23 protein-coding genes and 4 tRNA genes are annotated in these 25,361 nt (G+C 55.2%); 20 read left to right on the top strand and 7 right to left on the bottom strand.

Features of this window, described 5'->3' with window-relative positions:
* Position 1: 1 nt before the first annotated feature.
* From rffA to HVZ37_RS22000, 10 genes are all read left to right on the top strand, one after another.
* Positions 2–1,132, top strand: coding sequence for a dTDP-4-amino-4,6-dideoxygalactose transaminase (gene rffA / locus HVZ37_RS22045; protein WP_044258283.1), 1,131 nt, complete (start codon positions 2–4; stop codon positions 1,130–1,132).
* Between the two features lies 1 nt (position 1,133).
* A complete protein-coding gene (gene wzxE / locus HVZ37_RS22040) occupies positions 1,134–2,384 on the top strand; it encodes a lipid III flippase WzxE (protein WP_181627975.1) in 1,251 nt (416 codons plus the stop codon).
* Positions 2,381–3,460 carry a TDP-N-acetylfucosamine:lipid II N-acetylfucosaminyltransferase gene (locus HVZ37_RS22035; RefSeq protein ID WP_181627974.1) on the top strand — a complete coding sequence of 360 codons (1,080 nt, stop codon included), beginning with the start codon at positions 2,381–2,383 and terminating at the stop codon, positions 3,458–3,460. Before wzxE ends, HVZ37_RS22035 begins: the two co-directional genes overlap by 4 nt.
* Positions 3,457–4,809, top strand: coding sequence for an ECA oligosaccharide polymerase (gene wzyE, locus HVZ37_RS22030; RefSeq protein ID WP_181627973.1), 1,353 nt, complete (start codon positions 3,457–3,459; stop codon positions 4,807–4,809). Before HVZ37_RS22035 ends, wzyE begins: the two co-directional genes overlap by 4 nt.
* A 2-nt stretch (positions 4,810–4,811) precedes the next feature.
* Positions 4,812–5,552: a lipopolysaccharide N-acetylmannosaminouronosyltransferase gene (gene wecG / locus HVZ37_RS22025; RefSeq protein ID WP_181627972.1), complete on the top strand. Its 741-nt coding sequence runs from the start codon at positions 4,812–4,814 to the stop codon at positions 5,550–5,552.
* A gap of 203 nt (positions 5,553–5,755) precedes the next feature.
* Entirely contained in the window at positions 5,756–7,141 is a 1,386-nt protein-coding gene (locus HVZ37_RS22020) for an amino acid permease (RefSeq protein WP_042998800.1), read from the top strand.
* A gap of 102 nt (positions 7,142–7,243) precedes the next feature.
* A tRNA-Arg gene (locus tag HVZ37_RS22015) sits at positions 7,244–7,320 on the top strand.
* Between the two features lie 57 nt (positions 7,321–7,377).
* Positions 7,378–7,453 (top strand) — tRNA-His (locus tag HVZ37_RS22010).
* A 19-nt stretch (positions 7,454–7,472) separates the two neighbouring features.
* Positions 7,473–7,559: transfer RNA gene (locus tag HVZ37_RS22005), tRNA-Leu, on the top strand.
* A gap of 41 nt (positions 7,560–7,600) precedes the next feature.
* Positions 7,601–7,677 (top strand) — tRNA-Pro (locus HVZ37_RS22000).
* Positions 7,678–8,363: 686 nt separating this feature from the next.
* On the opposite strand, the gene hemY is transcribed toward HVZ37_RS22000, so the two are convergent.
* The 4 genes from hemY to hemC are packed head-to-tail and all read right to left on the bottom strand — an operon-like array spanning position 8,364 to position 12,453.
* Entirely contained in the window at positions 8,364–9,560 is a 1,197-nt protein-coding gene (gene hemY / locus HVZ37_RS21995) for a protoheme IX biogenesis protein HemY (protein ID WP_181628502.1), read from the bottom strand.
* A gap of 2 nt (positions 9,561–9,562) precedes the next feature.
* On the bottom strand, positions 9,563–10,753 hold the full coding sequence (gene hemX, locus HVZ37_RS21990; protein WP_181627971.1) for a uroporphyrinogen-III C-methyltransferase: 1,191 nt from the start codon (positions 10,751–10,753) through the stop codon (positions 9,563–9,565).
* Between the two features lie 21 nt (positions 10,754–10,774).
* Positions 10,775–11,515: a uroporphyrinogen-III synthase gene (gene hemD / locus HVZ37_RS21985; protein WP_044258294.1), complete on the bottom strand. Its 741-nt coding sequence runs from the start codon at positions 11,513–11,515 to the stop codon at positions 10,775–10,777.
* On the bottom strand, positions 11,512–12,453 hold the full coding sequence (gene hemC, locus HVZ37_RS21980) for a hydroxymethylbilane synthase (RefSeq protein ID WP_042998804.1): 942 nt from the start codon (positions 12,451–12,453) through the stop codon (positions 11,512–11,514). The genes hemD and hemC overlap by 4 nt, the downstream gene beginning before the upstream one ends.
* Before the next feature lie 390 nt (positions 12,454–12,843).
* Here hemC and cyaA point away from each other — a divergent pair, with 390 nt between their 5' ends.
* Complete coding sequence (cyaA, locus tag HVZ37_RS21975) at positions 12,844–15,390, top strand: class I adenylate cyclase (RefSeq protein ID WP_042998805.1); 2,547 nt, start codon at positions 12,844–12,846, stop codon at positions 15,388–15,390.
* Between the two features lie 33 nt (positions 15,391–15,423).
* On the opposite strand, the gene cyaY is transcribed toward cyaA, so the two are convergent.
* Entirely contained in the window at positions 15,424–15,744 is a 321-nt protein-coding gene (gene cyaY / locus HVZ37_RS21970) for an iron donor protein CyaY (RefSeq protein WP_042998806.1), read from the bottom strand.
* Positions 15,745–15,882: 138 nt separating this feature from the next.
* Between cyaY and HVZ37_RS21965 the strand changes: the two genes are divergently transcribed.
* The 8 genes from HVZ37_RS21965 (at position 15,883) to corA (ending at position 22,819) form a co-directional block, all read left to right on the top strand.
* Entirely contained in the window at positions 15,883–16,086 is a 204-nt protein-coding gene (locus tag HVZ37_RS21965; RefSeq protein WP_042326113.1) for a lipoprotein, read from the top strand.
* 36 nt (positions 16,087–16,122) lie between these two features.
* Complete coding sequence (gene dapF / locus HVZ37_RS21960; protein WP_044258296.1) at positions 16,123–16,947, top strand: diaminopimelate epimerase; 825 nt, start codon at positions 16,123–16,125, stop codon at positions 16,945–16,947.
* Positions 16,944–17,651 carry a DUF484 domain-containing protein gene (locus HVZ37_RS21955; protein WP_042998808.1) on the top strand — a complete coding sequence of 236 codons (708 nt, stop codon included), beginning with the start codon at positions 16,944–16,946 and terminating at the stop codon, positions 17,649–17,651. Before dapF ends, HVZ37_RS21955 begins: the two co-directional genes overlap by 4 nt.
* On the top strand, positions 17,648–18,544 hold the full coding sequence (xerC, locus tag HVZ37_RS21950) for a tyrosine recombinase XerC (protein ID WP_181627970.1): 897 nt from the start codon (positions 17,648–17,650) through the stop codon (positions 18,542–18,544). Before HVZ37_RS21955 ends, xerC begins: the two co-directional genes overlap by 4 nt.
* A complete protein-coding gene (yigB, locus tag HVZ37_RS21945) occupies positions 18,544–19,260 on the top strand; it encodes a 5-amino-6-(5-phospho-D-ribitylamino)uracil phosphatase YigB (protein WP_044267306.1) in 717 nt (238 codons plus the stop codon). Before xerC ends, yigB begins: the two co-directional genes overlap by 1 nt.
* An 86-nt stretch (positions 19,261–19,346) precedes the next feature.
* Positions 19,347–21,509, top strand: a complete 2,163-nt coding sequence (uvrD, locus tag HVZ37_RS21940; RefSeq protein WP_042998811.1) for a DNA helicase II — start codon at positions 19,347–19,349, stop codon at positions 21,507–21,509.
* Between the two features lie 148 nt (positions 21,510–21,657).
* On the top strand, positions 21,658–21,714 hold the full coding sequence (ysgD, locus tag HVZ37_RS23025; RefSeq protein WP_212723238.1) for a YsgD/CorL family protein: 57 nt from the start codon (positions 21,658–21,660) through the stop codon (positions 21,712–21,714).
* A 154-nt stretch (positions 21,715–21,868) separates the two neighbouring features.
* On the top strand, positions 21,869–22,819 hold the full coding sequence (corA, locus tag HVZ37_RS21935; protein WP_042326126.1) for a magnesium/cobalt transporter CorA: 951 nt from the start codon (positions 21,869–21,871) through the stop codon (positions 22,817–22,819).
* 91 nt (positions 22,820–22,910) lie between these two features.
* Here the strand turns inward: corA and rarD are convergent, their stop codons facing one another.
* Both rarD and yigI read right to left on the bottom strand, forming a co-directional pair.
* Complete coding sequence (gene rarD, locus HVZ37_RS21930; RefSeq protein ID WP_042998812.1) at positions 22,911–23,804, bottom strand: EamA family transporter RarD; 894 nt, start codon at positions 23,802–23,804, stop codon at positions 22,911–22,913.
* 43 nt (positions 23,805–23,847) lie between these two features.
* Entirely contained in the window at positions 23,848–24,315 is a 468-nt protein-coding gene (gene yigI / locus HVZ37_RS21925; protein WP_181627969.1) for an acyl-CoA thioesterase YigI, read from the bottom strand.
* A gap of 164 nt (positions 24,316–24,479) precedes the next feature.
* Between yigI and pldA the strand changes: the two genes are divergently transcribed.
* A complete protein-coding gene (gene pldA, locus HVZ37_RS21920; protein ID WP_042998814.1) occupies positions 24,480–25,349 on the top strand; it encodes a phospholipase A in 870 nt (289 codons plus the stop codon).
* The last annotated feature ends 12 nt before the right edge of the window (positions 25,350–25,361 follow it).

The raw sequence follows: 25,361 nt of genomic DNA, 5'->3' as shown, positions 1-25,361 counted from the left end.
CATGATTCCGTTTAACGCACCGCCGGTGGTGGGTACCGAACTTGAGTATATGCAGTCTGCAATGGGCAGCGGCAAACTGTGTGGCGATGGGGGCTTTACTCGTCGTTGTCAGCAGTGGCTTGAGCAGCGTTTTGGCAGTGCGAAGGTACTGCTGACGCCTTCCTGTACCGCCTCACTGGAGATGGCGGCACTGCTGCTGGATATCCAGCCGGGTGATGAAGTGATCATGCCGAGTTACACCTTCGTGTCGACCGCGAATGCCTTTGTGCTGCGCGGCGCTAAAATCATCTTTGTGGATATCCGTCCGGATACCATGAACATTGACGAAACGCGCATTGAAGCGGCGATCACCGAAAAAACGCGGGCGATTGTGCCGGTGCATTATGCGGGTGTGGCCTGTGAGATGGACACCATCATGGCGCTGGCGGATAAGTACAACCTGTTTGTGGTAGAAGACGCCGCGCAGGGGGTGATGTCGACTTACAAAGGCCGGGCGCTGGGAACGATCGGCCACATCGGCTGCTTTAGTTTCCATGAAACCAAAAACTACACCGCCGGTGGCGAAGGCGGCGCAACGCTGATTAACGATCGCAGCCTTATTGAGCGAGCCGAAATCATTCGTGAAAAAGGGACTAACCGCAGCCAGTTCTTCCGTGGTCAGGTCGACAAATATACCTGGCGTGATATTGGTTCCAGCTATTTGATGTCCGATCTACAGGCCGCTTATCTCTGGGCACAGTTGGAAGCGGCGGACCGCATTAATCAGCAGCGTCTGGCGCTGTGGCAGACCTACTACGATGCCCTCGCACCGCTGGCGCGTGCGGGCAGAATTGAATTGCCATCCATTCCGGATGACTGCAAACAGAACGCCCATATGTTTTATATCAAGCTGCGCGACATTGACGATCGTAGCGCGCTGATTAACTTCCTGAAAGAAGCCGAGATTATGGCGGTGTTCCACTACATTCCGCTGCATGACTGCCCGGCTGGCGACAAGTTTGGTGAATTCTCCGGCGAGGACCGCTACACCACCAAAGAGAGCGAACGTCTGCTGCGCCTGCCGCTGTTCTATAACCTGTCGGCAGTGAATCAGCGCACGGTGATTACGACATTGCTGAACTATTTCGCCTGATATGTCGCTTGCGAAAGCGTCCTTGTGGACGGCGGCCAGCACGCTGGTCAAAATTGGCGCGGGGTTACTGGTCGTTAAGCTGCTGGCGGTGTCATTCGGCCCGGCGGGTGTCGGGCAAGCGGGAAATTTCCGTCAGATGGTCACCGTGCTTGGCGTCCTGGCGGGGGCCGGCATTTTCAACGGCGTCACCAAATACGTTGCGCAGTCTCACGATAACCCCGAACAATTGCGGCAGGTGGTCGGGACATCCTCGGCGATGGTGCTGGGTTTTTCGACGCTGCTGGCGCTGGTGTTTCTGCTTGCGGCGGTACCGATTAGCCAGGGACTGTTTGGTCATACGCAGTATCAGGGGTTAGTACGCTTAGTGGCGCTGGTGCAGATGGGGATTGCCTGGGCCAACCTGCTGCTGGCGTTAATGAAAGGATTTCGTGATGCGGCCGGGAATGCGCTGTCACTGATTGTCGGCAGCCTGGTGGGCGTTGTCGCCTATTATGGCTGTTACCGGCTGGGCGGCTATGAAGGCGCGCTCCTCGGCCTGGCGCTGGTGCCCGCACTGGTGGTGATCCCGGCGGCAGCCATGCTGCTGAAACGCGGAATGATCCCTCTGTGCTATCTCAAGCCATCCTGGGATAACGGGCTGGCGGGCCAGCTCAGCAAGTTTACCCTGATGGCGCTGATCACCTCCGTCACGCTGCCAGTGGCGTATGTGATGATGCGAAACCTGCTGGCGGCGCACTACAGTTGGGATGACGTCGGAATCTGGCAAGGGGTGAGCAGTATCTCGGATGCTTACCTACAATTTATTACCGCGTCGTTTAGCGTTTACCTGTTGCCGACGCTGTCGCGCCTTACCGAAAAGCGGGACATCACACGGGAAGTGGTGAAGTCGCTGAAGTTTGTTCTGCCTGCGGTGGCCGCTGCGAGCTTCTCCGTCTGGCTGCTGCGTGACTTTGCTATCTGGCTGCTGTTCTCTGAGAAATTCACCGCCATGCGCGATCTGTTTGCCTGGCAGTTGGTTGGAGATGTGCTGAAAGTTGGGGCATATGTCTTCGGTTACCTGGTGATCGCCAAAGCGTCACTGCGGTTTTATATTCTGGCGGAAATCAGCCAGTTCATTTTATTGACGGCATTTGCGCACTGGCTGATCCCGGCACATGGCGCGCTGGGTGCGGCACAGGCCTATATGGCAACGTATGTCGTCTATTTTTCTTTATGTTGTTGTGTATTTTTACTCTGGCGTAGGCGGGCATGACTGTACTGATTCACGTACTGGGATCGGATATCCCTCACCATAATCAAACCGTGCTGCGGTTTTTCAACGATACGCTGGCATCGACCAGTGAGCATGCCTGTGTCTTTATGGTCGCCGGTCAGGATGCCGGGTTGACGGAAAGTTGCCCGGCGCTCTCCATCCGTTTCTACAGCGGTAAAAAATCGCTGGCGCAAGCGGTGATAGCGCAAGCTAAAGCGAACAGACAGCAGCGTTTCTTCTTCCACGGTCAGTTTAATATGGCGCTGTGGCTGGCGTTACTGAGCGGTGGAATTAAGCCCAGTCAGTTTTACTGGCACATCTGGGGCGCGGATCTGTATGAAGTCTCCAGCGGACTGAAATTCAAACTGTTTTATCCGCTTCGCCGTCTGGCGCAAAGCCGTGTTGGGGGCGTTTTTGCCACCCGTGGCGATCTGAACTATTTCGCCCAACAGCATCCGCGCGTGCCGGGAGAACTGCTCTATTTCCCGACGCGAATGGATCCCGCGCTCAACAATATGGTGAACGATCGCCAACGCAGCGGAAAAATGACCATTCTGGTGGGCAACTCAGGCGATCGCAGCAACGAACATATCGCCGCGCTGCGGGCGGTGCATCAGCAGTTTGGCGACAACGTAAATGTGGTTGTCCCGATGGGCTATCCGGCGAATAACGAGGCGTATATCGCGGACGTTCGTCAGGCGGGGCTAAGACTGTTCAGTGCAGATAACCTGCAGATCCTCAGCGACAAGCTGGCGTTCGACGACTATCTGGCGCTGCTTCGTCAGTGCGATCTCGGGTACTTTATTTTTGCCCGTCAGCAGGGAATTGGCACCTTATGTTTGCTGATTCAGGCAGGCATTCCCTGCGTGCTGAACCGCGAAAATCCCTTCTGGCAGGACATGGTGGAACAGCATCTTCCGGTGCTGTTTACGACCGATGAACTCAACGAACAGGTGGTGCGCGAGGCGCAGCGCCAGCTGGCATCCGTGGATAAAAATACGATTACCTTCTTTAGCCCGAACTATTTGCAGCCCTGGCATCACGCGTTGCAGGTTGCCGCAGGGGAGGCGCTATGAGTCTGATGCAGTTCAGCGGCCTGTTTGTCGTCTGGCTCCTCTCCACGTTGTTTATCGCCACGCTAACCTGGTTTGAGTTTCGCCGCGTGCGCTTCAACTTCAACGTGTTCTTCTCGCTGCTGTTTTTGCTGACCTTCTTTTTTGGCTTTCCGCTGACCAGCGTGCTGGCGTTCCGCTTTGACGTTGCCGTCGCACCGCCGGAAATCCTGCTACAGGCGCTGCTTTCCGCCGCCTGTTTCTACGCGATCTACTATGTGACCTATAAGACCCGCTTGCGCAAACGGATTGCGGACGCGCCGTACAAACCGCTGTTCACGATGAATCGGGTGGAAACCCATCTCACCTGGATGATTCTGATGGGGATTGCGCTGATCAGCGTGGGCATCTTCTTCATGCATAATGGTTTCTTACTGTTCCGCCTGCAGTCGTATAGCCAGATTTTTTCCAGTGAAGTTTCCGGCGTGGCGTTAAAACGCTTCTTTTACTTTTTCATCCCGGCCATGCTGGTGGTCTATTTCCTGCGCCAGGACAGCAAAGCGTGGCTGTTCTTCCTGGTCAGCACCGTCGCATTTGGCCTGCTGACGTATATGATTGTCGGCGGCACTCGCGCCAATATCATCATTGCCTTCGCCATCTTCCTGTTCATCGGTATTATTCGCGGCTGGATCTCGCTGTGGATGCTGGCGGCAGCAGGCGTGCTGGGGATTGTCGGGATGTTCTGGCTGGCATTGAAGCGCTACGGGCTGAACGTCAGCGGTGACGAGGCGTTCTATACGTTTCTCTATCTCACCCGTGACACGTTTTCTCCGTGGGAGAACCTGGCGCTGCTGCTGCAAAATTACGACAAAATCGACTTTCAGGGGCTGGCGCCAATTGCCCGTGATTTCTACGTCTTTATTCCTTCCTGGCTTTGGCCAGGGCGGCCGAGTGTGGTGCTGAATACGGCGAACTACTTTACGTGGGAAGTGCTGAACAACCATTCCGGTCTGGCGATTTCTCCAACGCTGATTGGTTCGCTGGTGGTGATGGGCGGCGCGCTGTTTATCCCGCTGGGCGCGGTTGTGGTAGGGCTTATCATCAAATGGTTCGACTGGCTGTACGAGCTGGGTAATCGTGAGGTCAACCGCTACAAGGCCGCGATTTTGCATAGTTTTTGCTTTGGCGCGATTTTCAATATGATCGTGCTGGCGCGAGAGGGACTGGACTCGTTTGTCTCTCGTGTTGTTTTTTTCCTGGTGGTTTTTGGTGCCTGTTTGCTGGTGGCAAAACTTCTGTTCTGGCTGTTTGACCAGGCCGGACTGATCCATAAACGTTGGCGAGCCCTGCCAGACAAACAGGTTGAAGGATAGCAATGACTGATAATACAACAGCACCAATTTACGATCTGCGCGGACTCCAGCTGATTGGCTGGCGTGATATGCACCATGCGCTGGATTATCTCTATGCTGGCGGCCAGCTTAAACAAGGTACGCTGGTGGCGATTAACGCAGAAAAGGTCCTGATGGCGGAAGATAACCCAGAAGTCCGTACCCTGATTGAGGCAGCAGAGTATAAATATGCCGACGGGATCAGCGTCGTGCGCTCGGTACGCAAAAAATTTCCGCATGCCCAGGTTTCTCGCGTAGCGGGTGCCGATCTCTGGGAAGCGTTGATGGCCCGCGCGGGAGAGGAAGGCACGCCGGTATTCCTTGTGGGCGGAAAGCCGGAAGTGCTGGCACAAACGCAAGCGAAACTGCGCGCCCAGTGGAATGTGAACATTGTCGGCAGCCAGGACGGTTATTTTACGCCGGAGCAGCGTCCTGCGCTATTTGAGCAAATCCACGCCAGTGGGGCGAAAATCGTCACCGTGGCGATGGGATCGCCGAAACAGGAAATCTTTATGCGCGATTGCCGGCAGGTGCATCCGCATGCGCTCTATATGGGCGTCGGCGGTACCTATGATGTTTTCACCGGTCATGTAAAACGCGCGCCGAAGGTGTGGCAAAATCTGGGGCTGGAGTGGCTGTATCGCTTGCTGTCGCAGCCGAGCCGCATTACCCGTCAACTCCGTTTACTGCGTTACCTGCGCTGGCACTACAGCGGTAATATCTAAAAACCCCTTCTTCATGCAGGTAGCGCATTCTGCTCCATGCGCTACCATGTTGCCTCATTTTTGCACTGTTTTTACAAAAAAATGCAATTTTTTAATGCTTCGTTTGCCATTTCGCCAAATTTGCGAAAACATGCGCCCCCAGCGATGTACCCATAACAATAACCGGCAATGCCGGAAAGCATGTAAACACGACAAGAGGATTTATGGCAGAGAATAAACCGGAGCTGCAGCGTGGGCTGGAGGCTCGTCATATCGAATTGATTGCCCTCGGGGGCACCATTGGCGTCGGCCTGTTTATGGGGGCGGCAAGCACCCTGAAATGGGCAGGACCATCGGTACTGCTGGCATATATTGTCGCCGGCCTGTTCGTCTTTTTCATTATGCGTTCAATGGGCGAGATGCTGTTCCTGGAGCCGGTTGCCGGTTCTTTCGCCGTTTACGCTCACCGCTACATGAGCCCGTTCTTCGGTTATCTCACCGCATGGTCATACTGGTTTATGTGGATGGCGGTCGGTATTTCGGAGATCACCGCGATCGGCGTCTATGTCCAGTTCTGGTTTCCGGAAATGGCGCAATGGATACCGGCGCTAATTGCCGTTGGACTGGTGGCGCTGGCAAACCTGGCGGCCGTTCGTCTGTATGGCGAAATTGAGTTCTGGTTTGCGATGATCAAAGTCACCACCATCATCGTGATGATTGTGGTGGGTCTGGGCGTGATTTTCTTCGGCCTTGGCAACGGCGGGCAGCCGATTGGCTTTGGTAACCTGACCGGGCACGGCGGTTTCTTTGCTGGTGGCTGGAAAGGCTTCCTCACCGCGTTGTGTATTGTGGTCGCCTCTTATCAGGGCGTGGAGCTGATCGGGATTACGGCGGGCGAAGCCAAAAACCCGCAGGTCACGCTGCGTAGCGCGGTAGGTAAAGTGCTGTGGCGTATTCTGATCTTCTACGTGGGAGCGATTTTCGTGATCGTCACTATCTTCCCGTGGAACGAAATTGGTAGCAACGGCAGTCCGTTCGTCCTGACCTTTGCCAAAATTGGTATCACTACCGCGGCGGCGATTATCAACTTTGTCGTGCTGACCGCCGCGCTGTCTGGCTGTAACAGCGGAATGTACAGTTGTGGGCGTATGCTTTACGCGCTGGCGAAGAATCGTCAACTGCCGGCGGCGATGGGGAAAGTTTCCCGTCACGGCGTTCCGGTGGCGGGCGTGGCGTTGTCGATTGCGATTCTGCTGGTCGGTTCGTGCCTGAACTACATCATTCCTAATCCGCAGCGCGTCTTCGTCTATGTTTATAGTGCAAGCGTGCTGCCGGGGATGGTGCCGTGGTTTGTGATCCTGATTAGCCAGCTGCGTTTTCGTCGGGCGCATAAAGCGGCGATGGCCAGCCATCCGTTCCGTTCAATTCTGTTCCCGTGGGCAAACTATTTGACGATGGCTTTCCTGGTTTGCGTACTGATCGGCATGTACTTTAATGAAGATACCCGTATGTCGCTGTTTGTCGGCATCATCTTCCTGCTCTCCGTGACGGCTGTTTACAAGGTTTTTGGCCTCAACCGTCAGGGTATCGCCCAGAAAACGGGGGAATAAGCGACAAAACGCGCAAAGCGTAACCAAACGCGCATTTTATTTAAAAAGGCACTAGACAGCGGGGTGTGAAGTCCGTATTATCCACCCCCGCAACGGCGCTAAGCGCCCGTAGCTCAGCTGGATAGAGCGCTGCCCTCCGGAGGCAGAGGTCTCAGGTTCGAATCCTGTCGGGCGCACCATTTACCCGGTGCTGGAGCTGCGGTGGTTTTGATACCGCGTAACAAAGATTTGCAGTGGTGGCTATAGCTCAGTTGGTAGAGCCCTGGATTGTGATTCCAGTTGTCGTGGGTTCGAATCCCATTAGCCACCCCATTATTAAAAGTTGTGAAATGCGAAGGTGGCGGAATTGGTAGACGCGCTAGCTTCAGGTGTTAGTGTCCTTACGGACGTGGGGGTTCAAGTCCCCCCCCTCGCACCACGACTTAACGAATTGAACTAAAAATTCAAAAAGCAGTACATCGGCGAGTAGCGCAGCTTGGTAGCGCAACTGGTTTGGGACCAGTGGGTCGGAGGTTCGAATCCTCTCTCGCCGACCAATTTTGAACCCCGCTTCGGCGGGGTTTTTCTTTTTCTACGCCACACTTTCTTCTTCTTTTCCCCTGTTGCTTCCCTGAGACAACCCTGTTTGCCATTGTCGCCATTTGGTGACGGTTAACCTTCTGAAATTTCAAGATTTTCGTATATCGGGCGAGATCTGTCTCTGCTGAGCGACAATGAGGTGTATTTCCGGCTGGCAGAAAAAGGCAAAATCGCCGACAACCCGCGCCAGTACAGGGATAGCGAATTATCTTAATCCCTATTTTTAGCGGTGCAATCCTGGCATGCAATGTGCAATAATAGTCGGGTAGATGCTCATTCCATCTCTTATGCTCGCCATAGTGCCTCATAAACTCAGGAATGATGCAGAGCCGTTTACGGTGCTTATCGTCCACAGACAGATGTCGCTTCGGCCTCATCAAACACCATGGACATAACGTTGAGTGAAGCACCCATTTATGTTGTCATAAAGACCTGTTTAACGCCTGCTCCAAAAGAGCGGGCGTTTTTTTATGCATATACGTCATCCTCCAGGCTGCCCCTTTGTTGGCTGCGCCTGCTCACCCCGGTCACTGACTTATGTAAGCTCCCGGGGATCCTCAGACTTGCCGCCTCGATGCATCCCGAATGATTTTGTGTATGCGATTAATGCCCGGAGCGCGAAGCGTCACCGGGCGTCAGGGCGTTATTGCGGGGGATTATTCTGCAACGTCAGCATCAGGCCGTCACGGCGCATGGTGGCCGCTTCTTCCGGTTGATGCAGGCGGTCGAGCGCGTCGGCAAGCCAGGCATAATCGTACGCGTCCGGGCGCTGCTTCAGCGCGGCGCGGAAGGCAACGGTCGCTTCCTGCCATTCGCCGTGCTTCATCAGCGACTGACCCAGCGTACTCCACAGCAGCGGGCGATCGCCGACGGTCTTGATTTGCTGACGCAGGACTTTCTCCAGCTGTTCCGGATTATTGGTTTTCAGACGCGGAATTGGCAGCACGAGGCGATCGTCATACTGACGCTTCAGACCGTCGATAATGATTTGCTGCGCCATGTCGTGATCGTCGCATTCAATCAGATGCTCGGCCATGGCCACCTGCAGGGCGACCTGATGACGGGTTTTACGGCTCTGGTTTTTCCACCATTCGCGTAGACCATCGCTGCCCTGATCGGCGCGCGCCTGATCCATCAGACCAATCCACGCCTGCTGTTTCAGCATCGCACGATGCTCTTCATCACCGACGTTCGCTTTCGCCATTGACGGGATGATATCCAGCAGCGAGCTCCAGGCACCGGTGCGAATGTAGGCCTGTTCTGCCAGACGCAATACTTCCGGATGGCGCGGCGTTACCTCCAGCAATTTATCCACGCCGTGGCGCGCGGCATGGTTCTCATTGCGCGCCAGTTGCAGGCGGACACGCGCGATCTCAACCGGGATCGTGTCGTTGCCCGCGAGTTCTGCCGCACGTTCCAGATGTTGGTTTGCGCGCGCTTCGTCACCACGCTGTTGCGCTGCTTCAGCGGCGAGCAGGTAGTTCACTACCGGCTGTTCAGCATGATCGGCATTTTTCGCCATCAGCTTCTCAACCTGCTGATAGTCTCCTTCCGCCAGTTTCAACAGCGCCTGTTCGGTCTGCTTGCGGGCACGACGACGTTTGCGACCCACAAACCAGCCGCGCGTATGTGCGCCGGTTCGGAAGAGGCGGCGCAGCAGCCATTCGATGGCAAACAGTACCACCATCGCAAGGACCAGGATGATGACCAGCCCGGTCACGCTGGTTTCAATGTTGTACGTGTCGGTCTGGATCAGGACATAACCCTGGTGACCGGCAATCATCGGGCCGATCACGATACCCGCGATCAACAGCACAAAGAGCAATAATACTTTTAGCATCATTATTCTCCTTGCGGCGCGGCTGCCGGGGTTTCTGCCTGCGGTGCTTCAGACGCAGGGGCGGGGACCGCTTCAGATGGCGCGGCGCCCGGTTGTGCCAGCAGGTTACGCACGCGGGTTTGCATCAATTTTTCGAGGATCGCCTGGCTTTGTAGCGTTTCCGGTACGTCCATCGTGATGCTCTGCTGACTCAACTTGTCCACTTCTTCAAGGAAGGCTTTTGTCGTGGCGTCGTCGGTATCGTAGTAGGCACGCACCCAGGTGGAGACGTTATCCAGCGCCTGACGGTAAGTCTCTTCCTGATGGCGCGGCACGGCCTGGGCGGCAACCAGCAGACGAGAGCGGATGTTTTCCCGCAGATAGACATCCTGATTCGGCGCTAACAGCGGGACCGCAGTATCATCGCGGCGGCGGATGGTGATAAAGCTGTCCATAAAGTTCTGCCAGCTTTTTTGTAGATTGACGCGCCATTCGCTGATTGAACTGGAAAGCTCAGGGCTATCGGCGTCCATCGGTGAACCGTCGCTGTCGTTATCCGCCAGACGCAGGTTATCGATCTGATTAGAAAGCTGATTAATTTTCAGGATGATACCGTCGTAATCCACCTGAGCGACGGAGGAAAGACTGGCGATATCATCGGTGATAGCCCGGCGTGCGGTAATCAGGCTGGGATCGTTCATGTCCGCGAGGCTGGCATCTGCGCTCTTCAGTAGTGCGGCCGCCGTCGTCACATCCTGATCGCTCCACAGCTTACGTCCGGCTAGCTTGACCAGAAAATCGGCCTGCGCAAGCAGCCACGTTTTGGCATCGCTACCGGAAATCGTGGCGACTTTCTGTTGGACTTCATCCAGCTGTTTCGCCAGTTCAGTTTGCTGACGGTTGGCCTGCTCAAGCTGCGCCGCCTGCTGTTTAATGACGCCTTCCAGCTCCGCCTTCTGGCTTTCCTGCGCTTTTTGCAGCGCGGTCAGTTGATTAGCCAGTGCATCGCTGGTGGCGGTCTGTGTGGTCGCCTGTTGTTTTCCCCAGCCATAGAGTCCAACACCGGCTGCCAGCGCGATGGCGATTGCCACCGCACTCAGGATGAGCGCAGTGCCGTTTTTACTCTTTTTTTCAGCAGTAGCTGGCTGTGGCTGAGTTTCCACGGCCTCCCTGGTCTCTTCAACCACGGCGGAGGATTTTTCTTGTTCCGTCATTATGGCTTCCCATTATGAGAGTTATTGTAATGCGCGCAGTAGCGCATCGTTGTCGGCGTTATCAGCGACCTTAATATCTTGCCAGCCCAGTTCCCGGGCGAGGTGCGCCAGACGCTCGCTGACGACAATAAGCCGACAGCGTAGTAACCAGTTTTCGCGATACCACTGCGGGATTAGTGCGTTAAGCTGTTGCAGCATTTCCCCGCTGGTGACCACTATCGTTGTCACGCCGCGCGACTGCCAGCGCATCGCTTCTTGTGCCCCATCGTAAGGTTTAGCACTACGTTGATAACATTCATAAAACGTGACATCTGCACCGCGTGCCGCCAGGGTTTCGCCTAATAGCTCCCGACCGCCGTTGCCGCGTAAGATCAGCGCACGTTTGCCCGCAATATTTTGTAATTCAGGTAATTGTAGCAAGACTTCGCTGATTTCCCGATCCAGTGGATAGCGAATGTCATATCCGCTGACGGTATGCAGCGCCAGGGCGGTCGTGCGACCAATAGCAAAATAGTGCGCGGCGGCCGGCCACTTCAGCCCTTCGCGTTCCAGTTGCGCATGGGCAAAAGAGACCGCGTGCTGTGACAGCACAAAGAGCAGATCGTTATCAGTGATCGTCGAAAACACCCCGGCCAGTCGCGATAAATCCTGACCCGGGGTAAATTCGATGAGCGGAAAACTCCAGGCCTCCTGCCCCAGTGTGCGCAGACGGCTCACTAACGCTTCCCCTGCGGGAGACGGGCGGGTGACCAGGATACTCATGCGGGGGATTCTCCGTTATAAACCTCGGTCAGAATCGCGCGCGCGCCGTTATCCAGCAGCTCTTCGGCCAGCGAAATGCCCATCTGCTCCGCCTGATCGGGCGAGCCACGGCGCTCTCCGCGTACCATTTGTGAACCGTCAGGCGCACCGACCAGCGCGCGTAGCCAAATCTCACCATCAATGATTTCAGCATAGCTGCCAATTGGCACCTGACAGCCCCCTTCCAGGCGGGTGTTCATGGCGCGCTCGGCTTTGACGCGAAGGGCGGTCATTTCATCATTCAGCGGGGCCAGCAGCGCCTGAGTCCGGCTATCGTCGAGGCGGCATTCGATGCCAACTGCGCCTTGCCCCACGGCAGGCAGCGACACTTCTGGTGGAAGCGCCGTGCGGATTCGCGATTCCAGCCCTAAGCGTTTTAAACCGGCAACGGCCAGGATAATGGCATCATAGTCGCCGTTATCCAGCTTGCTCAGGCGGGTTCCAACATTGCCGCGCAGTGAACGAATGACGAGATCCGGACGGCGTTCTGCCAGCTGACACTGGCGACGCAAACTGGAGGTGCCCACGATGCTGCCGGCAGGCAGTTCATCAAGGGTGTTATATGTGTTCGAGACAAAGGCGTCGCGCGGATCGTCGCGCTCACAGATAGTAACCAGTCCCAGACCTTCCGGAAATTCAACCGGAACATCTTTCATTGAGTGCACCGCGATGTCGGCACGTTTTTCGAGCAGCGCAACTTCCAGCTCTTTTACGAACAGACCTTTGCCGCCTACTTTCGCCAGTGGGGTATCAAGAATGACATCACCACGCGTCACCATAGGCACCAGCTCCACGACCAGGCCGGGATGGCTCGCCATCAGAGCGTCTTTGACATAATGTGCCTGCCAGAGCGCGAGGGGGCTTTGGCGTGTGGCAATTCTTAAAACATTGTCTAACATGCTTGTTACCGTCATTATCGTCCGTGGTTCATCCTAACATCCTTACAAGTGGGATGTCAGTGTTACGGTCAAAGGTAAGTCAAGGATAAGACGCTGTGTTGCGGCTGGCAGTATTTAATGACGAGAAACCGTCCGGGCGTACTTCAGAATTTACGCGAAGCGATTGGTGCTACACTTGTATGTAGCGCATCTTTCTTTACGGTCAATGAGCAAGGTGTTAAATTGATCACGTTTTAGGCCATTTTTTCGACTGAACGCACAAAAAAAAGGTCGTAAAAGGTAACGGTTATTTTTGTCATTTGGTTTATCCCGAATGGTGAAGGTTGTTGGTAAGCGGATCGCGCTGCGACAATCGACGGCATGACGGGTAGCAACATCAGGCGATACGTCTTGTACCTCTATATTGAGACTCTGAAACAGAGACTGGATGCCATTAATCAACTGCGTGTGGATCGCGCGCTTGCTGCCATGGGACCTGCTTTCCAGCAGGTGTACAGTCTTCTGCCGACATTATTGCACTATCACCATCCGCTGATGCCGGGATACCTCGATGGTAACGTTCCCAGAGGCATTTGCTTTTACACGCCTGATGAAACCCAACGCCACTATCTGAACGAACTGGAACTGTATCGCGGTCTGGCGCCGCAGGATCCGCCAAAAGGTGAATTGCCGATTACCGGCGTTTACTCCATGGGCAGCACCTCCTCTGTCGGACAAAGCTGTTCGTCGGATCTTGATATCTGGGTGTGTCACCAGTCCTGGCTGGATAGCGAAGAACGACAACTGCTGCAGCGTAAATGTAGCCTGCTGGAAAGCTGGGCCGCTTCGCTGGGTGTGGAAGTCAGCTTCTTCCTGATTGATGAAAACCGTTTCCGCCATAACGAAAGCGGCAGTCTGGGTGGTGAAGACTGTGGTTCGACGCAGCATATCCTGCTGCTTGATGAATTCTATCGCACCGCGGTGCGTCTCGCCGGTAAGCGTATTCTGTGGAATATGGTGCCGGGCGATGAAGAAGAGCATTACGACGACTACGTTATGACGCTCTACGCTCAGGGTGTGCTCACGCCAAATGAATGGCTGGACCTGGGCGGATTAAGCTCGCTCTCCGCTGAAGAGTACTTTGGCGCCAGCCTCTGGCAACTGTATAAAAGTATCGATTCACCGTACAAGGCGGTGCTGAAAACGCTGTTGCTGGAAGCCTACTCCTGGGAATACCCCAATCCACGCCTGTTGGCGAAAGACATTAAACAGCGCCTGCATGACGGCGAGATCGTCTCGTTTGGTCTTGACCCGTACTGCATGATGCTGGAACGCGTGACGGAATACCTCACGGCGATTGAAGATCCGACGCGCCTGGATTTAGTGCGCCGATGTTTCTACTTAAAAGTTTGCGAAAAACTGAGCCGCGAACGCGCCTGCGTCGGCTGGCGTCGTGAAGTGCTCAGTCAGTTAGTAAGCGAGTGGGGATGGGACGAAAATCGTCTGGCCATGCTCGACAACCGGGCGAACTGGAAGATTGATCAGGTACGTGAAGCGCACAACGAACTGCTCGATGCTATGATGCAGAGCTACCGTAATCTGATCCGCTTTGCGCGTCGTAATAATCTCAGCGTCAGCGCCAGCCCGCAGGATATTGGCGTTCTGACCCGTAAGCTGTACGCCGCGTTTGAAGCGTTACCCGGTAAAGTTACGCTGGTGAACCCACAGATTTCGCCGGACCTCTCTGAACCGAACTTAACCTTTATCCACGTTCCGCCAGGTCGCGCCAACCGTTCAGGTTGGTATCTCTACAACCGTGCGCCAAACATGGATTCCATCATCAGCCATCAGCCGCTGGAATATAACCGCTATCTGAATAAGCTGGTGGCCTGGGCGTGGTTTAACGGTCTGCTGACGTCGCGCACGCATCTGTTTATTAAAGGCAACGGCATTGTCGATCTGCCGAAATTGCAGGAGATGGTGGCCGATGTGTCGCACCATTTCCCGCTACGTTTGCCTGCGCCGACGCCGAAAGCGCTCTACAGCCCGTGTGAAATTCGCCATCTGGCGATCATCGTTAACCTCGAATATGACCCGACGGCGGCATTCCGCAATCAGGTGGTCCATTTTGACTTCCGTAAGCTGGATGTTTTCAGCTTTGGCGAAGAGCAAAATTGCCTGGTGGGCAGCGTAGATCTGCTGTACCGCAACTCGTGGAATGAAGTGCGTACGCTGCATTTCAACGGCGAACAGGCGATGATCGAAGCACTGAAAACGATTCTGGGCAAAATGCACCAGGACGCCGCGCCGCCGGACAGCGTGGAAGTGTTCTGCTACAGCCAGCATCTGCGTGGTTTGATTCGTACCCGCGTGCAGCAACTGGTTTCAGAGTGCATCGAGCTGCGTCTCTCCAGTACTCGTCAGGAGACAGGGCGCTTTAAGGCACTGCGCGTTTCCGGTCAGACATGGGGCCTGTTCTTTGAACGCCTGAATGTGTCGGTACAGAAGCTGGAAAACGCCATTGAGTTCTACGGCGCAATTTCGCATAACAAATTGCACGGCCTGTCAGTTCAGGTGGAAACCAATCAGGTGAAACTGCCGTCCGTCGTGGATGGCTTCGCCAGCGAAGGGATCATTCAGTTCTTCTTTGAAGAGACCGGTGATGAGAAGGGCTTTAACATCTACATTCTGGACGAGAGTAACCGGGCGGAAGTGTATCATCACTGCGAAGGCAGCAAAGAAGAGCTGGTGCGCGACGTCAGCCGCTTCTACTCCTCGTCGCACGACCGCTTTACCTACGGCTCCAGTTTCATCAACTTCAACCTGCCGCAGTTCTATCAGATTGTGAATACGGACGGGCGCGCACAGGTGATCCCGTTCCGCGCACAATCACTCGGCAACGTTCCGCCAGCCAATCAGGATAACGACACGCCGCAGTTGCAGCAGTATTTCTCGTGATAGTTTTGCCGGATGTTATCCGGCAAATAAGACTTAACGGAAGCTGACTTCTTCGCCCGCCTGATGCGTTGCCGCCTGTTCCAGCAGATCCCAGAAGGTTTCTCCGCTCCGGTCGCAAACCCATTCGTCCCCTTTCAGGTCAAAATGGTAGCCGCCCTGTTTGGTCGCCAGCCACACCTGGTGCAGCGGTTCCTGACGGTTAATAATGATTTTGCTGCCGTTTTCAAAGCTAATGGTCAGTACGCCGCCATTGATTTCGCAGTCGATATCGCTGTCGCCGTCCCAGTCGTCCAGACGTTCTTCGATGGTCATCCACAAGGTATCGGCCAGGCGATGAAATTCACTGTCGTTCATTGTCGTTTCCCGTTTTTTCGTGATGGCGGCAGTATAACCTGAAACAAATCGCGTTGCAGATTACAGGCAAACTCTTGCTTTTACGCCTTCTCCTGCGATGATAGAAAACAGAAAGTATGAACTTACAGGCAATCCATAATGAAAAACGTGTTTCAGGCACTCGCTGTTCTTCTCACTCTGTTCAGCCTGACGGGTTGTGGCCTTAAAGGGCCGCTCTATTTCCCTCCGGCTGATAAAAATGCACCGCCGCCGACTAAACCGGTTGATACACAAACGCAATCCACCACGCCCGATCAAAACGATCGTGCCACGGGAGATGGGCCTTCCCAGGTGAACTACTGACGGTGTGTTTCTGTACCCGCGTGAACGGAGTGAATAATGCAATTCTCTAAAATGCATGGCCTTGGCAACGATTTTATGGTCGTCGACGCGGTAACGCAGAATGTCTTTTTTTCGCCAGAATTGATCCGTCGTTTATCTGACAGGCATCTGGGGGTGGGGTTTGATCAACTGCTGGTGGTTGAACCTCCGTACGATCCTGAGCTGGATTTTCATTACCGAATTTTTAATGCCGACGGCAGTGAAGTGTCGCAGTGTGGTAACGGCGCGCGCTGTTTTGCCCGTTTTGTGCGCCTCAAGGGGTTAACCAACAAACGTGATATTCGCGTCAGTACGGCGAATGGGCGGATGGTGTTGAGCGTGACGGACGATGAGCTGGTGCGCGTCAACATGGGTGAACCCAATTTTGAGCCATCGCAGGTGCCTTTTCGCGCTAACAAAGCGGAAAAGACCTATATTATGCGAGCGGCGGAACAGACAATATTGTGCGGTGTCGTTTCAATGGGTAATCCGCACTGTGTGATTCAGGTCGACGATGTTGATACGGCGGCGGTGGAAACGCTGGGACCGATTCTGGAAAGTCACGAACGTTTTCCTGAACGGGCCAATATCGGTTTTATGCAGATCATGAAACGCGAGCATATTCGCCTACGCGTTTATGAGCGCGGCGCGGGAGAGACACAGGCCTGTGGGAGCGGCGCGTGCGCGGCCGTCGCCGTCGGCATTCAGCAAGGTTTGCTGGCGGAAGAGGTCCGCGTGGAATTACCGGGCGGTCGCCTTGATATCGCCTGGAAAGGTCCGGGTCATCCGTTATACATGACTGGCCCGGCGGCACATGTCTATGACGGGTTTATCCATCTATGAAGCAGCCAGGGGAAGAACTACAGGAAACGCTTACGGAACTCGATGACCGGGCGGTCGTCGACTATCTGCAGAAAAACCCTGAGTTTTTTATCCGCAATGCGCATGCCGTGGAAGCGATGCGGGTGCCGCACCCGGTGCGGGGCACTGTCTCGCTCGTTGAGTGGCACATGGCCCGCGCGCGTAATCACATTAACGTCCTTGAAGAAAATATGTCGCTGTTGATGGCGCAGGCGAATGCCAACGAAAGCCTGTTTTATCGCCTGTTGCATTTGCAGGGACGTCTGGTTGCCGCGACCAGCCTGGACGATATGCTGATGCGCTTTCATCGCTGGGCGCGTGAACTGGGCCTTGCCGGTGCCACGGTGCGCCTGTTTCCCGATCGCTGGCGTCTCGGCGCGCCGTCAAGCTATACCCATCTGGCGTTAAGCCGCCAGGCCTTCGAACCGCTGCGTATTCAGCGGCTGGGGCAGGAGCAGCACTATCTGGGCACCTTAAACGGTCCGGAATTGCTGGTGGTGTTGCCGGAGGCGAAGGCGATTGGTTCGGTGGCGATGTCGATGCTGGGACGTGACGGCGATTTGGGCGTCATTTTGTTCAGCAGCCGCGACACGCATCACTATCAGGCAGGCCAGGGAACGCAACTCCTGCATGAAATCGCGCTAATGATGCCGGATCTGCTGGAGCGCTGGATTGAACGCGTATGACGGACTTTGCCACCGATGTCACCCGATTTCTGCGCTATCTGGGCGTAGAACGCCAGCTTAGCCCCATCACGCTGAAAAACTATCAGCGTCAGCTTGATGCCATCATCGCTTTAGCCGGCGAAACCGGACTACAAAGCTGGCAACAATGTGACGCTGCAATGGTGCGCAGTTTCGCGGTGCGCAGCCGCCGTAAAGGACTTGGCCCTGCGAGTCTTGCGCTACGCCTCTCTGCTCTGCGCAGCTTCTTCGACTGGATGGTTAGCGAAGGCAAGCTGAAAGCCAATCCGGCGAAAGGGGTACAGGCACCCAAAGCGCCGCGCCATTTGCCGAAAAATATCGATGTTGATGATGTGAACCGTCTGTTGGATATCGACCTTAACGATCCGCTCGCCGTGCGCGACCGTGCGATGCTGGAGGTGATGTACGGTGCGGGTCTGCGTTTGTCGGAGCTGGTGGGGTTGGACATCAAACATCTGGATCTCGACAGCGGTGAAGTGTGGGTGATGGGGAAAGGCAGCAAAGAGCGTCGCCTGCCCATTGGTCGCAATGCGGTGGTGTGGATTGAGCACTGGCTGGATCTGCGCGGGTTGTTTGGCAGCGAGGAAGACGCGCTGTTCCTGTCGAAGCTGGGCAACCGTATTTCCGCGCGCAACGTGCAAAAGCGTTTTGCCGAGTGGGGCATTAAGCAGGGGTTAAACAGCCACGTGCATCCGCATAAGCTGCGCCACTCGTTTGCCACGCATATGCTGGAATCGAGCGGTGACCTGCGAGGCGTACAGGAACTGCTGGGACACGCCAACCTCTCGACCACGCAAATCTATACTCATCTTGATTTTCAACACCTGGCCTCGGTGTACGATGCGGCGCATCCACGCGCCAAACGGGGGAAATAATGCGTTTTTACCGGTCTCCAGGACCCATCTCGGCGATCACGTTCGATCTCGATGACACTCTTTACGATAACCGTCCGGTTATCCAGCGCACCGAACAGGAAGCGCTCGCCTTTGTGCAAAACTACCATCCGGCGCTACGCACGCTGCAAAATACTGATCTGCAACGCTTGCGTCAGGCGGTACGGGAAGCGGAGCCGGAAATTTACCACGATGTCACCCGCTGGCGTCATCGCGCCGTCGAGCGTGCCATGCTAAACGCCGGGCTCTCCGCGCAGGAGGCGGTTGCGGGGGCGAATGCCGCGATGATGAACTTTGCGAAGTGGCGCAGTCAGATTGATGTCCCGCAAGAGACGCACGACACGCTGAAAGCGTTAGCGAGAAAGTGGCCGCTGGTGGCGATCACCAACGGCAACGCGCAGCCGGAGCTGTTCGGCCTCGGCGACTATTTCGAATTTGTGCTGCGGGCCGGTCCGGACGGACGCTCAAAGCCGTTCAGTGATATGTACTTCCTGGCGGCGGAAAAGTTAACTGTGCCGATTGGCGAGATCCTGCACGTGGGCGATGATCTGACGACCGACGTTGCCGGGGCGATCCGCAGTGGGTTGCAGGCCTGCTGGATTAAACCGGAAAATGCCGACTTGATGCACACTTTTGACAGCCGCTTACTGCCACATATTGAGATTTCACAGTTGGCATCTCTGACCTCGCTGATATAATCACCAGCAGTTCTGTATAAATACACAGCTTTTTGGCGGATGGCGCGACGCTTATCCGCCCTACTTATTTTAATGCGGCGGTGCCAATGGACGTTTCTTATCTGCTCGACAGCCTCAATGATAAACAGCGCGAAGCGGTGGCCGCGCCACGTAGCAACGTGCTGGTTCTCGCGGGGGCAGGGAGCGGTAAGACACGCGTACTGGTACACCGTATCGCCTGGCTGCTGACGGTAGAAAATAACTCGCCGTATTCGATTATGGCGGTAACCTTTACCAATAAAGCGGCGGCGGAGATGCGTCACCGTATCGGCCAGATTATGGGCACCAGCCAGGGCGGCATGTGGGTCGGCACTTTCCACGGTCTGGCGCACCGACTGTTGCGCGCGCATCACATGGATGCGAATTTGCCGCAGGATTTTCAGATCCTCGACAGCGAAGACCAGTTGCGTCTGCTCAAGCGTCTGATTAAGGCGATGAACCTCGACGAGAAGCAGTGGCCGGCGCGTCAGGCGATGTGGTACATCAACGGACAGAAAGACGAAGGTCTGCGCCCACATCATATTCAGAGTTTCGGTAACCCGATTGAGCAGACCTGGCAGAAGGTGTATCAGGCCTATCAGGAAGCGTGCGATCGTGCGGGGCTGGTGGATTTTGCCGAACTACTGCTGCGCGCGCATGAGCTGTGGCTCAACAAACCGCATATTCTTCAGCACTACCGCGAACGTTTCACGAATATCCTGGTGGACGAATTCCAGGATACCAACAACATCCAGTATGCCTGGATCCGTCTGCTGGCTGGCGATACCGGCAAAGTGATGATCGTGGGCGATGACGACCAGTCGATCTACGGCTGGCGCGGCGCGCAGGTAGAAAACATCCAGCGCTTCCTGAACGACTTCCCCGGTGCGCAAACCATCCGTCTTGAGCAGAACTACCGCTCAACCAGTAATATTCTCAGCGCGGCGAACGCTCTGATCGAGAACAACAATGGGCGTCTGGGTAAAAAGCTGTGGACCGATGGCGTCGAAGGCGAGCCCATTTCACTCTACTGCGCGTTTAACGAGCTGGATGAAGCGCGCTTTGTCGTCAACCGGATCAAAACCTGGCAGGACAACGGTGGCGCGCTGGAACAGTGCGCTATTCTCTACCGCAGTAACGCCCAGTCGCGTGTGCTGGAAGAGGCGCTGCTACAGGCCAGTATGCCGTACCGCATATACGGCGGCATGCGCTTCTTCGAGCGTCAGGAAATCAAAGATGCACTCTCTTATCTGCGCCTGATTGCGAACCGCAATGATGACGCCGCCTTTGAACGTGTAGTGAATACCCCGACGCGCGGGATTGGCGATCGGACGCTGGACGTGGTGCGCCAGACGTCACGCGATCGCCAGCTCACGTTGTGGCAGGCGTGCCGCGAACTGTTGCAGGAAAAAGCGCTGGCCGGTCGTGCCGCCAGTGCGCTGCAACGCTTTATGGAACTCATTGACGCACTGGCGCAGGAAACGGCAGATATGCCGCTGCACGTGCAGACTGACCGGGTGATTAAAGATTCCGGCCTGCGCATGATGTACGAGCAGGAGAAAGGCGAGAAAGGTCAGACCCGCATCGAGAACTTAGAGGAACTGGTGACGGCGACGCGCCAGTTCAGCTACAACGACGAAGACGAAGATCTGATGCCGTTGCAGGCCTTTCTCTCCCATGCGGCGCTGGAAGCGGGCGAAGGGCAGGCGGATACCTGGCAGGATGCGGTACAGCTCATGACGCTGCACTCGGCGAAAGGGCTGGAGTTCCCGCAGGTGTTTATCGTCGGGATGGAAGAGGGGATGTTCCCCAGCCAGATGTCACTGGATGAGGGCGGACGCCTTGAAGAAGAGCGTCGTCTGGCCTATGTCGGCGTGACCCGTGCGATGCAGAAACTGACCCTAACCTATGCCGAAACGCGTCGCTTGTATGGCAAAGAGGTGTATCACCGTCCGTCGCGCTTCATCGGTGAGTTGCCGGAAGCGTGCGTTGAAGAGGTCCGTCTGCGTGCAACGATCAGCCGTCCGGTGAGCCATCAGCGGATGGGGACGCCGATGGCGGAAAACGACACCGGTTACAAGCTGGGCCAGCGTGTGCGCCATGCTAAGTTCGGCGAGGGCACCATTGTGAATCTGGAGGGCAGCGGCGAACACAGCCGGTTGCAGGTGGCTTTCCAGGGACAGGGAATTAAATGGCTCGTTGCTGCGTATGCGAAGTTAGAAACGGTCTAACTTATAGATAACTATCACTTTAATTTCCCCCTCTGCTAACCTTTCTGCATAAGGGGAAATTATTACTTTTTCGCGTTTCGTTGCGTGTTGACGGCAAATTTTTGCTGGCGTAACATGCGCGCACGATTACGCTAAGAGGACATTCGCCTTGGACACACCCAGTAGATACTGGCTCATTATCCTGTCATCCAGGATCAACTCCTAAGGCTATCCCTTTTTGCTGATAGCCTTAGCGGTTGTCAGCGACCTTCTCTTTTTTCCCGTCGCGCTGAGTCAGGCTGTTTAATGGTCTGAAACCTAATTTGTTTCTGTGTGCCCACCGAACTGTCCGATATTTTTAAGCATTGGGAGTCCCGGTCATGCTGAGCGCATTTCAACTGGAAAATAACCGACTCACCCGGCTGGAAGTCGAAGAGTCACAAACCCTGATTGATGCCGTCTGGGTCGACCTGGTCGAGCCCGACGACGACGAGCGACTGCGCGTACAATCTGAGCTGGGCCAGAGCCTGGCGACCCGTCCTGAACTGGAAGACATCGAAGCATCCGCCCGTTTCTTCGAAGACGAAGACGGTCTGCACATCCACTCCTTTTTCTTCTTCGAAGATGCAGAAGACCACGCGGGTAACTCCACCGTGGCATTCACCATCCGCGATGGCCGCCTGTTTACCCTGCGTGAACGTGAGCTGCCCGCGTTTCGTTTGTATCGTATGCGCGCCCGCAGCCAGGCCATGGTTGACGGTAACGCCTATGAACTGCTGCTGGATCTGTTCGAAACCAAAATCGAACAGCTGGCGGATGAAATCGAAAACATCTACAGCGATCTGGAAGAGCTGAGTCGGGTGATTATGGAAGGGCACCAGGGCGATGAGTACGATGAAGCCCTCTCGACGCTGGCAGAACTGGAAGATATCGGCTGGAAAGTCCGCCTGTGTCTGATGGATACCCAGCGTGCGCTGAACTTCCTGGTCCGCAAGGCGCGTTTACCGGGCGGACAACTGGAACAGGCGCGCGAGATCCTGCGAGATATCGAATCCCTGCTGCCGCACAATGAATCCCTGTTCCAGAAAGTGAACTTCCTGATGCAGGCGGCGATGGGCTTTATCAACATCGAGCAGAACCGCATCATCAAGATCTTCTCGGTGGTTTCCGTGGTTTTCCTGCCGCCGACGCTGGTGGCCTCCAGCTATGGGATGAACTTTGAGTTTATGCCTGAACTGAAGTGGAGCTTTGGCTACCCGGGCGCGATTATCTTTATGCTGCTCGCCGGTCTGGCACCGTATCTGTACTTTAAACGGAAGAACTGGCTGTAATGGTTATGCCGGATGGCGCTTCGCTTATCCGGCTTACAGAAAGTACATCATCATAGGCCGGATAAGGCACAGCCGCCATCCGGCAACCCCCCTAACTCCGACGTCCCCGTCTCTGCGTATAAATCGCATCCGTCACGAAGATCGCCAGCGCGACCCAGATAAAGGCAAATGTCACCATTTTATCCGCGCCCGGCACTTCACCGTAGAACGTGACGGCCAGCAGGAACATCAGCGTCGGGCCGATGTACTGGAAGAAACCCAGCGTAGAAAGGCGCAGGCGCGTCGCCGCACCGGTAAAGCACAGCAGCGGAACCGTGGTCACCACCCCGGCGGCAATCAGCAGCAGGTTGAGCGACATCGGGTTCTGCCCCATATGGCTGGTTGAGCTGTCGGCGATACCGAACAGGTAGATGGCGGCAACAGGCAACAGCCACAAAGTTTCCACCAGCATCCCGGTTTGCGCTTCAACGGCGATTTTTTTGCGTACCAGACCGTAAAAGGCAAAGCTGAACGCCAGTCCCAGCGCGATGACGGGCAGTGAACCGAAGGTCCAGAGCTGCACCAGAACGCCACAGGTCGCCAGAATTACCGCCAGCCACTGCATCCGACGGAAGCGTTCACCGAGGAAAAGCATCCCCAGCACAATATTCACCAGCGGGTTGATAAAATACCCCAGGCTGGCTTCCAGCATATGGTGGTTGTTAACCGCCCAGATAAACAGCAGCCAGTTACCCCCCACGAGTACCGCCGAGAGCGCCAGCAGGAAAATCTTCTTCGGCGTTTTCAGCAGCGCTTTTACGCTCGACCACTGTCGGCTAATGCTGATCAGCGCCACCATAAAGAAAAACGACCAGATCACGCGATGGGTCAGAATTTCATCTGCGGGAACATAATAAATTAGCTTGAAGTACGCCGGAGCGATCCCCCAAATAAAATAGGCGGCAAGCGCGAGTAACACGCCCAGCCGCGTTTGTTTTGCATCCATCGGGAAAACTCATGTCTGAAATGTAACAACAGTTTACCTGTTTTTACCCCACCATATAAGTGGCGGTGGCGCTGGCAATATAAAGCTTCTCTTCGTTGTGTAATTCCACACGCGCGACGGCGACTTTATTCCCGGCGCGCAGCAGACTGCTGGTGGCGGTAAAGCGATTGCCCCGACCCGGACGCAGGTAGTCTACGCGCAGATCGATGGTCCCCATGCGAGACAGCCGCTGGCGCAGTTCGTCTTCACTGATGGTTTCATGGCGCGTCAGAGTACTGCCGACACACACCAGCCCGGCAGCCACGTCCAGCGCAGAGGCGATCACCCCGCCATGCAGTATGCTTTGCGCCCAGTTTCCCACCATCATCGGCTGATTATTAAACGCCAGTTGGGCAAACTCTTTCTCATAGCGTTCCAGTTCCAGGCCCAGCGCCCGGTTGAACGGCATGTGGTAGACAAACATTTCGCCCACAAGCTTCAGGACTTGTTCAGCAGTCAGTACGGCAGACATACGATTCCAACACTCCATTGGTTAATGAAATGTTGATGTTATGCTTCTTAAATGTTGTTTTCCACTTTAAGACGGGATAACTAACGAGGATGTGTGTAAATATGTAAAATGGTTGGCAGAATAATAGACAAATCAAAAATCTTTCGTTCAGGAGAACAACAAGAATGCGGGCGATTCTGGCTTGGTTGCTACCAGCAGCACTGCTGCCGCTGGCGGCGTATGCGCAAGAGGCGACGGTGAAAGAGGTTCATGATGCACCGGCGGTGCGGGGCAGTATTATCGCCAATATGCTGCAGGAGCATGATAATCCTTTTACGCTCTATCCCTACGATACGAACTATCTGATCTACACCAATACCAGCGACATGAACAAAGAAGCGATCAGTTCCTACAACTGGTCCGAAAATGCCCGCAAAGATGAAGTGAAGTTCCAGCTGAGCCTGGCGTTTCCGATCTGGCGTGGGATTATGGGGCCGAATTCGGTTCTGGGCGCCTCTTATACGCAGAAGTCCTGGTGGCAGTTATCCAATACAAAAGAGTCGTCACCATTTCGTGAAACCAACTATGAACCGCAGCTGTTCCTGGGTTTTGCTACCGATTACCGCGTTGCCGGATGGACGCTGCGCGACGTGGAAATGGGGTACAACCATGATTCGAACGGGCGTTCCGATCCGACATCACGTAGCTGGAACCGTCTTTACACGCGTCTGATGGCGGAAAATGGCAACTGGCTGGTAGAGGTTAAACCGTGGTACGTCATCGGCAGTACCGACGATAATCCAGATATCACCAAATACATGGGCTATTATCAGCTTAAGGTTGGCTATCACCTGGGCGATGCGGTCCTGAGCGCGAAGGGCCAGTACAACTGGAATACCGGTTACGGCGGCGCGGAGCTGGGGCTGAGTTATCCGATGACGAAGCATATTCGTCTCTATACCCAGGTATATAGCGGGTATGGCGAATCGCTGATCGACTATAACTTTAATCAGACGCGCGTCGGTGTGGGTGTGATGCTCAACGATATCTTCTGATCGATGATTGTG

This window comes from Citrobacter sp. RHB35-C17, from assembly GCF_013816795.1.
Classification (GTDB): domain Bacteria; phylum Pseudomonadota; class Gammaproteobacteria; order Enterobacterales; family Enterobacteriaceae; genus Citrobacter_A; species Citrobacter_A amalonaticus.
Note: the sequence above shows the minus strand (reverse complement) of the source record. Positions and strands in the feature narration are given on the sequence as shown.

Coding starts and splice junctions, on each gene's coding strand:
- rffA (WP_044258283.1), top strand. CDS start 2: ATGATTCCGTTTAACGCACCGCCGGTGGTGGGTACCGAACTTGAGTAT.
- wzxE (WP_181627975.1), top strand. CDS start 1,134: ATGTCGCTTGCGAAAGCGTCCTTGTGGACGGCGGCCAGCACGCTGGTC.
- HVZ37_RS22035 (WP_181627974.1), top strand. CDS start 2,381: ATGACTGTACTGATTCACGTACTGGGATCGGATATCCCTCACCATAAT.
- wzyE (WP_181627973.1), top strand. CDS start 3,457: ATGAGTCTGATGCAGTTCAGCGGCCTGTTTGTCGTCTGGCTCCTCTCC.
- wecG (WP_181627972.1), top strand. CDS start 4,812: ATGACTGATAATACAACAGCACCAATTTACGATCTGCGCGGACTCCAG.
- HVZ37_RS22020 (WP_042998800.1), top strand. CDS start 5,756: ATGGCAGAGAATAAACCGGAGCTGCAGCGTGGGCTGGAGGCTCGTCAT.
- hemY (WP_181628502.1), bottom strand. CDS start 9,560: ATGCTAAAAGTATTATTGCTCTTTGTGCTGTTGATCGCGGGTATCGTG.
- hemX (WP_181627971.1), bottom strand. CDS start 10,753: ATGACGGAACAAGAAAAATCCTCCGCCGTGGTTGAAGAGACCAGGGAG.
- hemD (WP_044258294.1), bottom strand. CDS start 11,515: ATGAGTATCCTGGTCACCCGCCCGTCTCCCGCAGGGGAAGCGTTAGTG.
- hemC (WP_042998804.1), bottom strand. CDS start 12,453: ATGTTAGACAATGTTTTAAGAATTGCCACACGCCAAAGCCCCCTCGCG.
- cyaY (WP_042998806.1), bottom strand. CDS start 15,744: ATGAACGACAGTGAATTTCATCGCCTGGCCGATACCTTGTGGATGACC.
- HVZ37_RS21965 (WP_042326113.1), top strand. CDS start 15,883: ATGAAAAACGTGTTTCAGGCACTCGCTGTTCTTCTCACTCTGTTCAGC.
- dapF (WP_044258296.1), top strand. CDS start 16,123: ATGCAATTCTCTAAAATGCATGGCCTTGGCAACGATTTTATGGTCGTC.
- HVZ37_RS21955 (WP_042998808.1), top strand. CDS start 16,944: ATGAAGCAGCCAGGGGAAGAACTACAGGAAACGCTTACGGAACTCGAT.
- xerC (WP_181627970.1), top strand. CDS start 17,648: ATGACGGACTTTGCCACCGATGTCACCCGATTTCTGCGCTATCTGGGC.
- yigB (WP_044267306.1), top strand. CDS start 18,544: ATGCGTTTTTACCGGTCTCCAGGACCCATCTCGGCGATCACGTTCGAT.
- uvrD (WP_042998811.1), top strand. CDS start 19,347: ATGGACGTTTCTTATCTGCTCGACAGCCTCAATGATAAACAGCGCGAA.
- corA (WP_042326126.1), top strand. CDS start 21,869: ATGCTGAGCGCATTTCAACTGGAAAATAACCGACTCACCCGGCTGGAA.
- rarD (WP_042998812.1), bottom strand. CDS start 23,804: ATGGATGCAAAACAAACGCGGCTGGGCGTGTTACTCGCGCTTGCCGCC.
- yigI (WP_181627969.1), bottom strand. CDS start 24,315: ATGTCTGCCGTACTGACTGCTGAACAAGTCCTGAAGCTTGTGGGCGAA.
- pldA (WP_042998814.1), top strand. CDS start 24,480: ATGCGGGCGATTCTGGCTTGGTTGCTACCAGCAGCACTGCTGCCGCTG.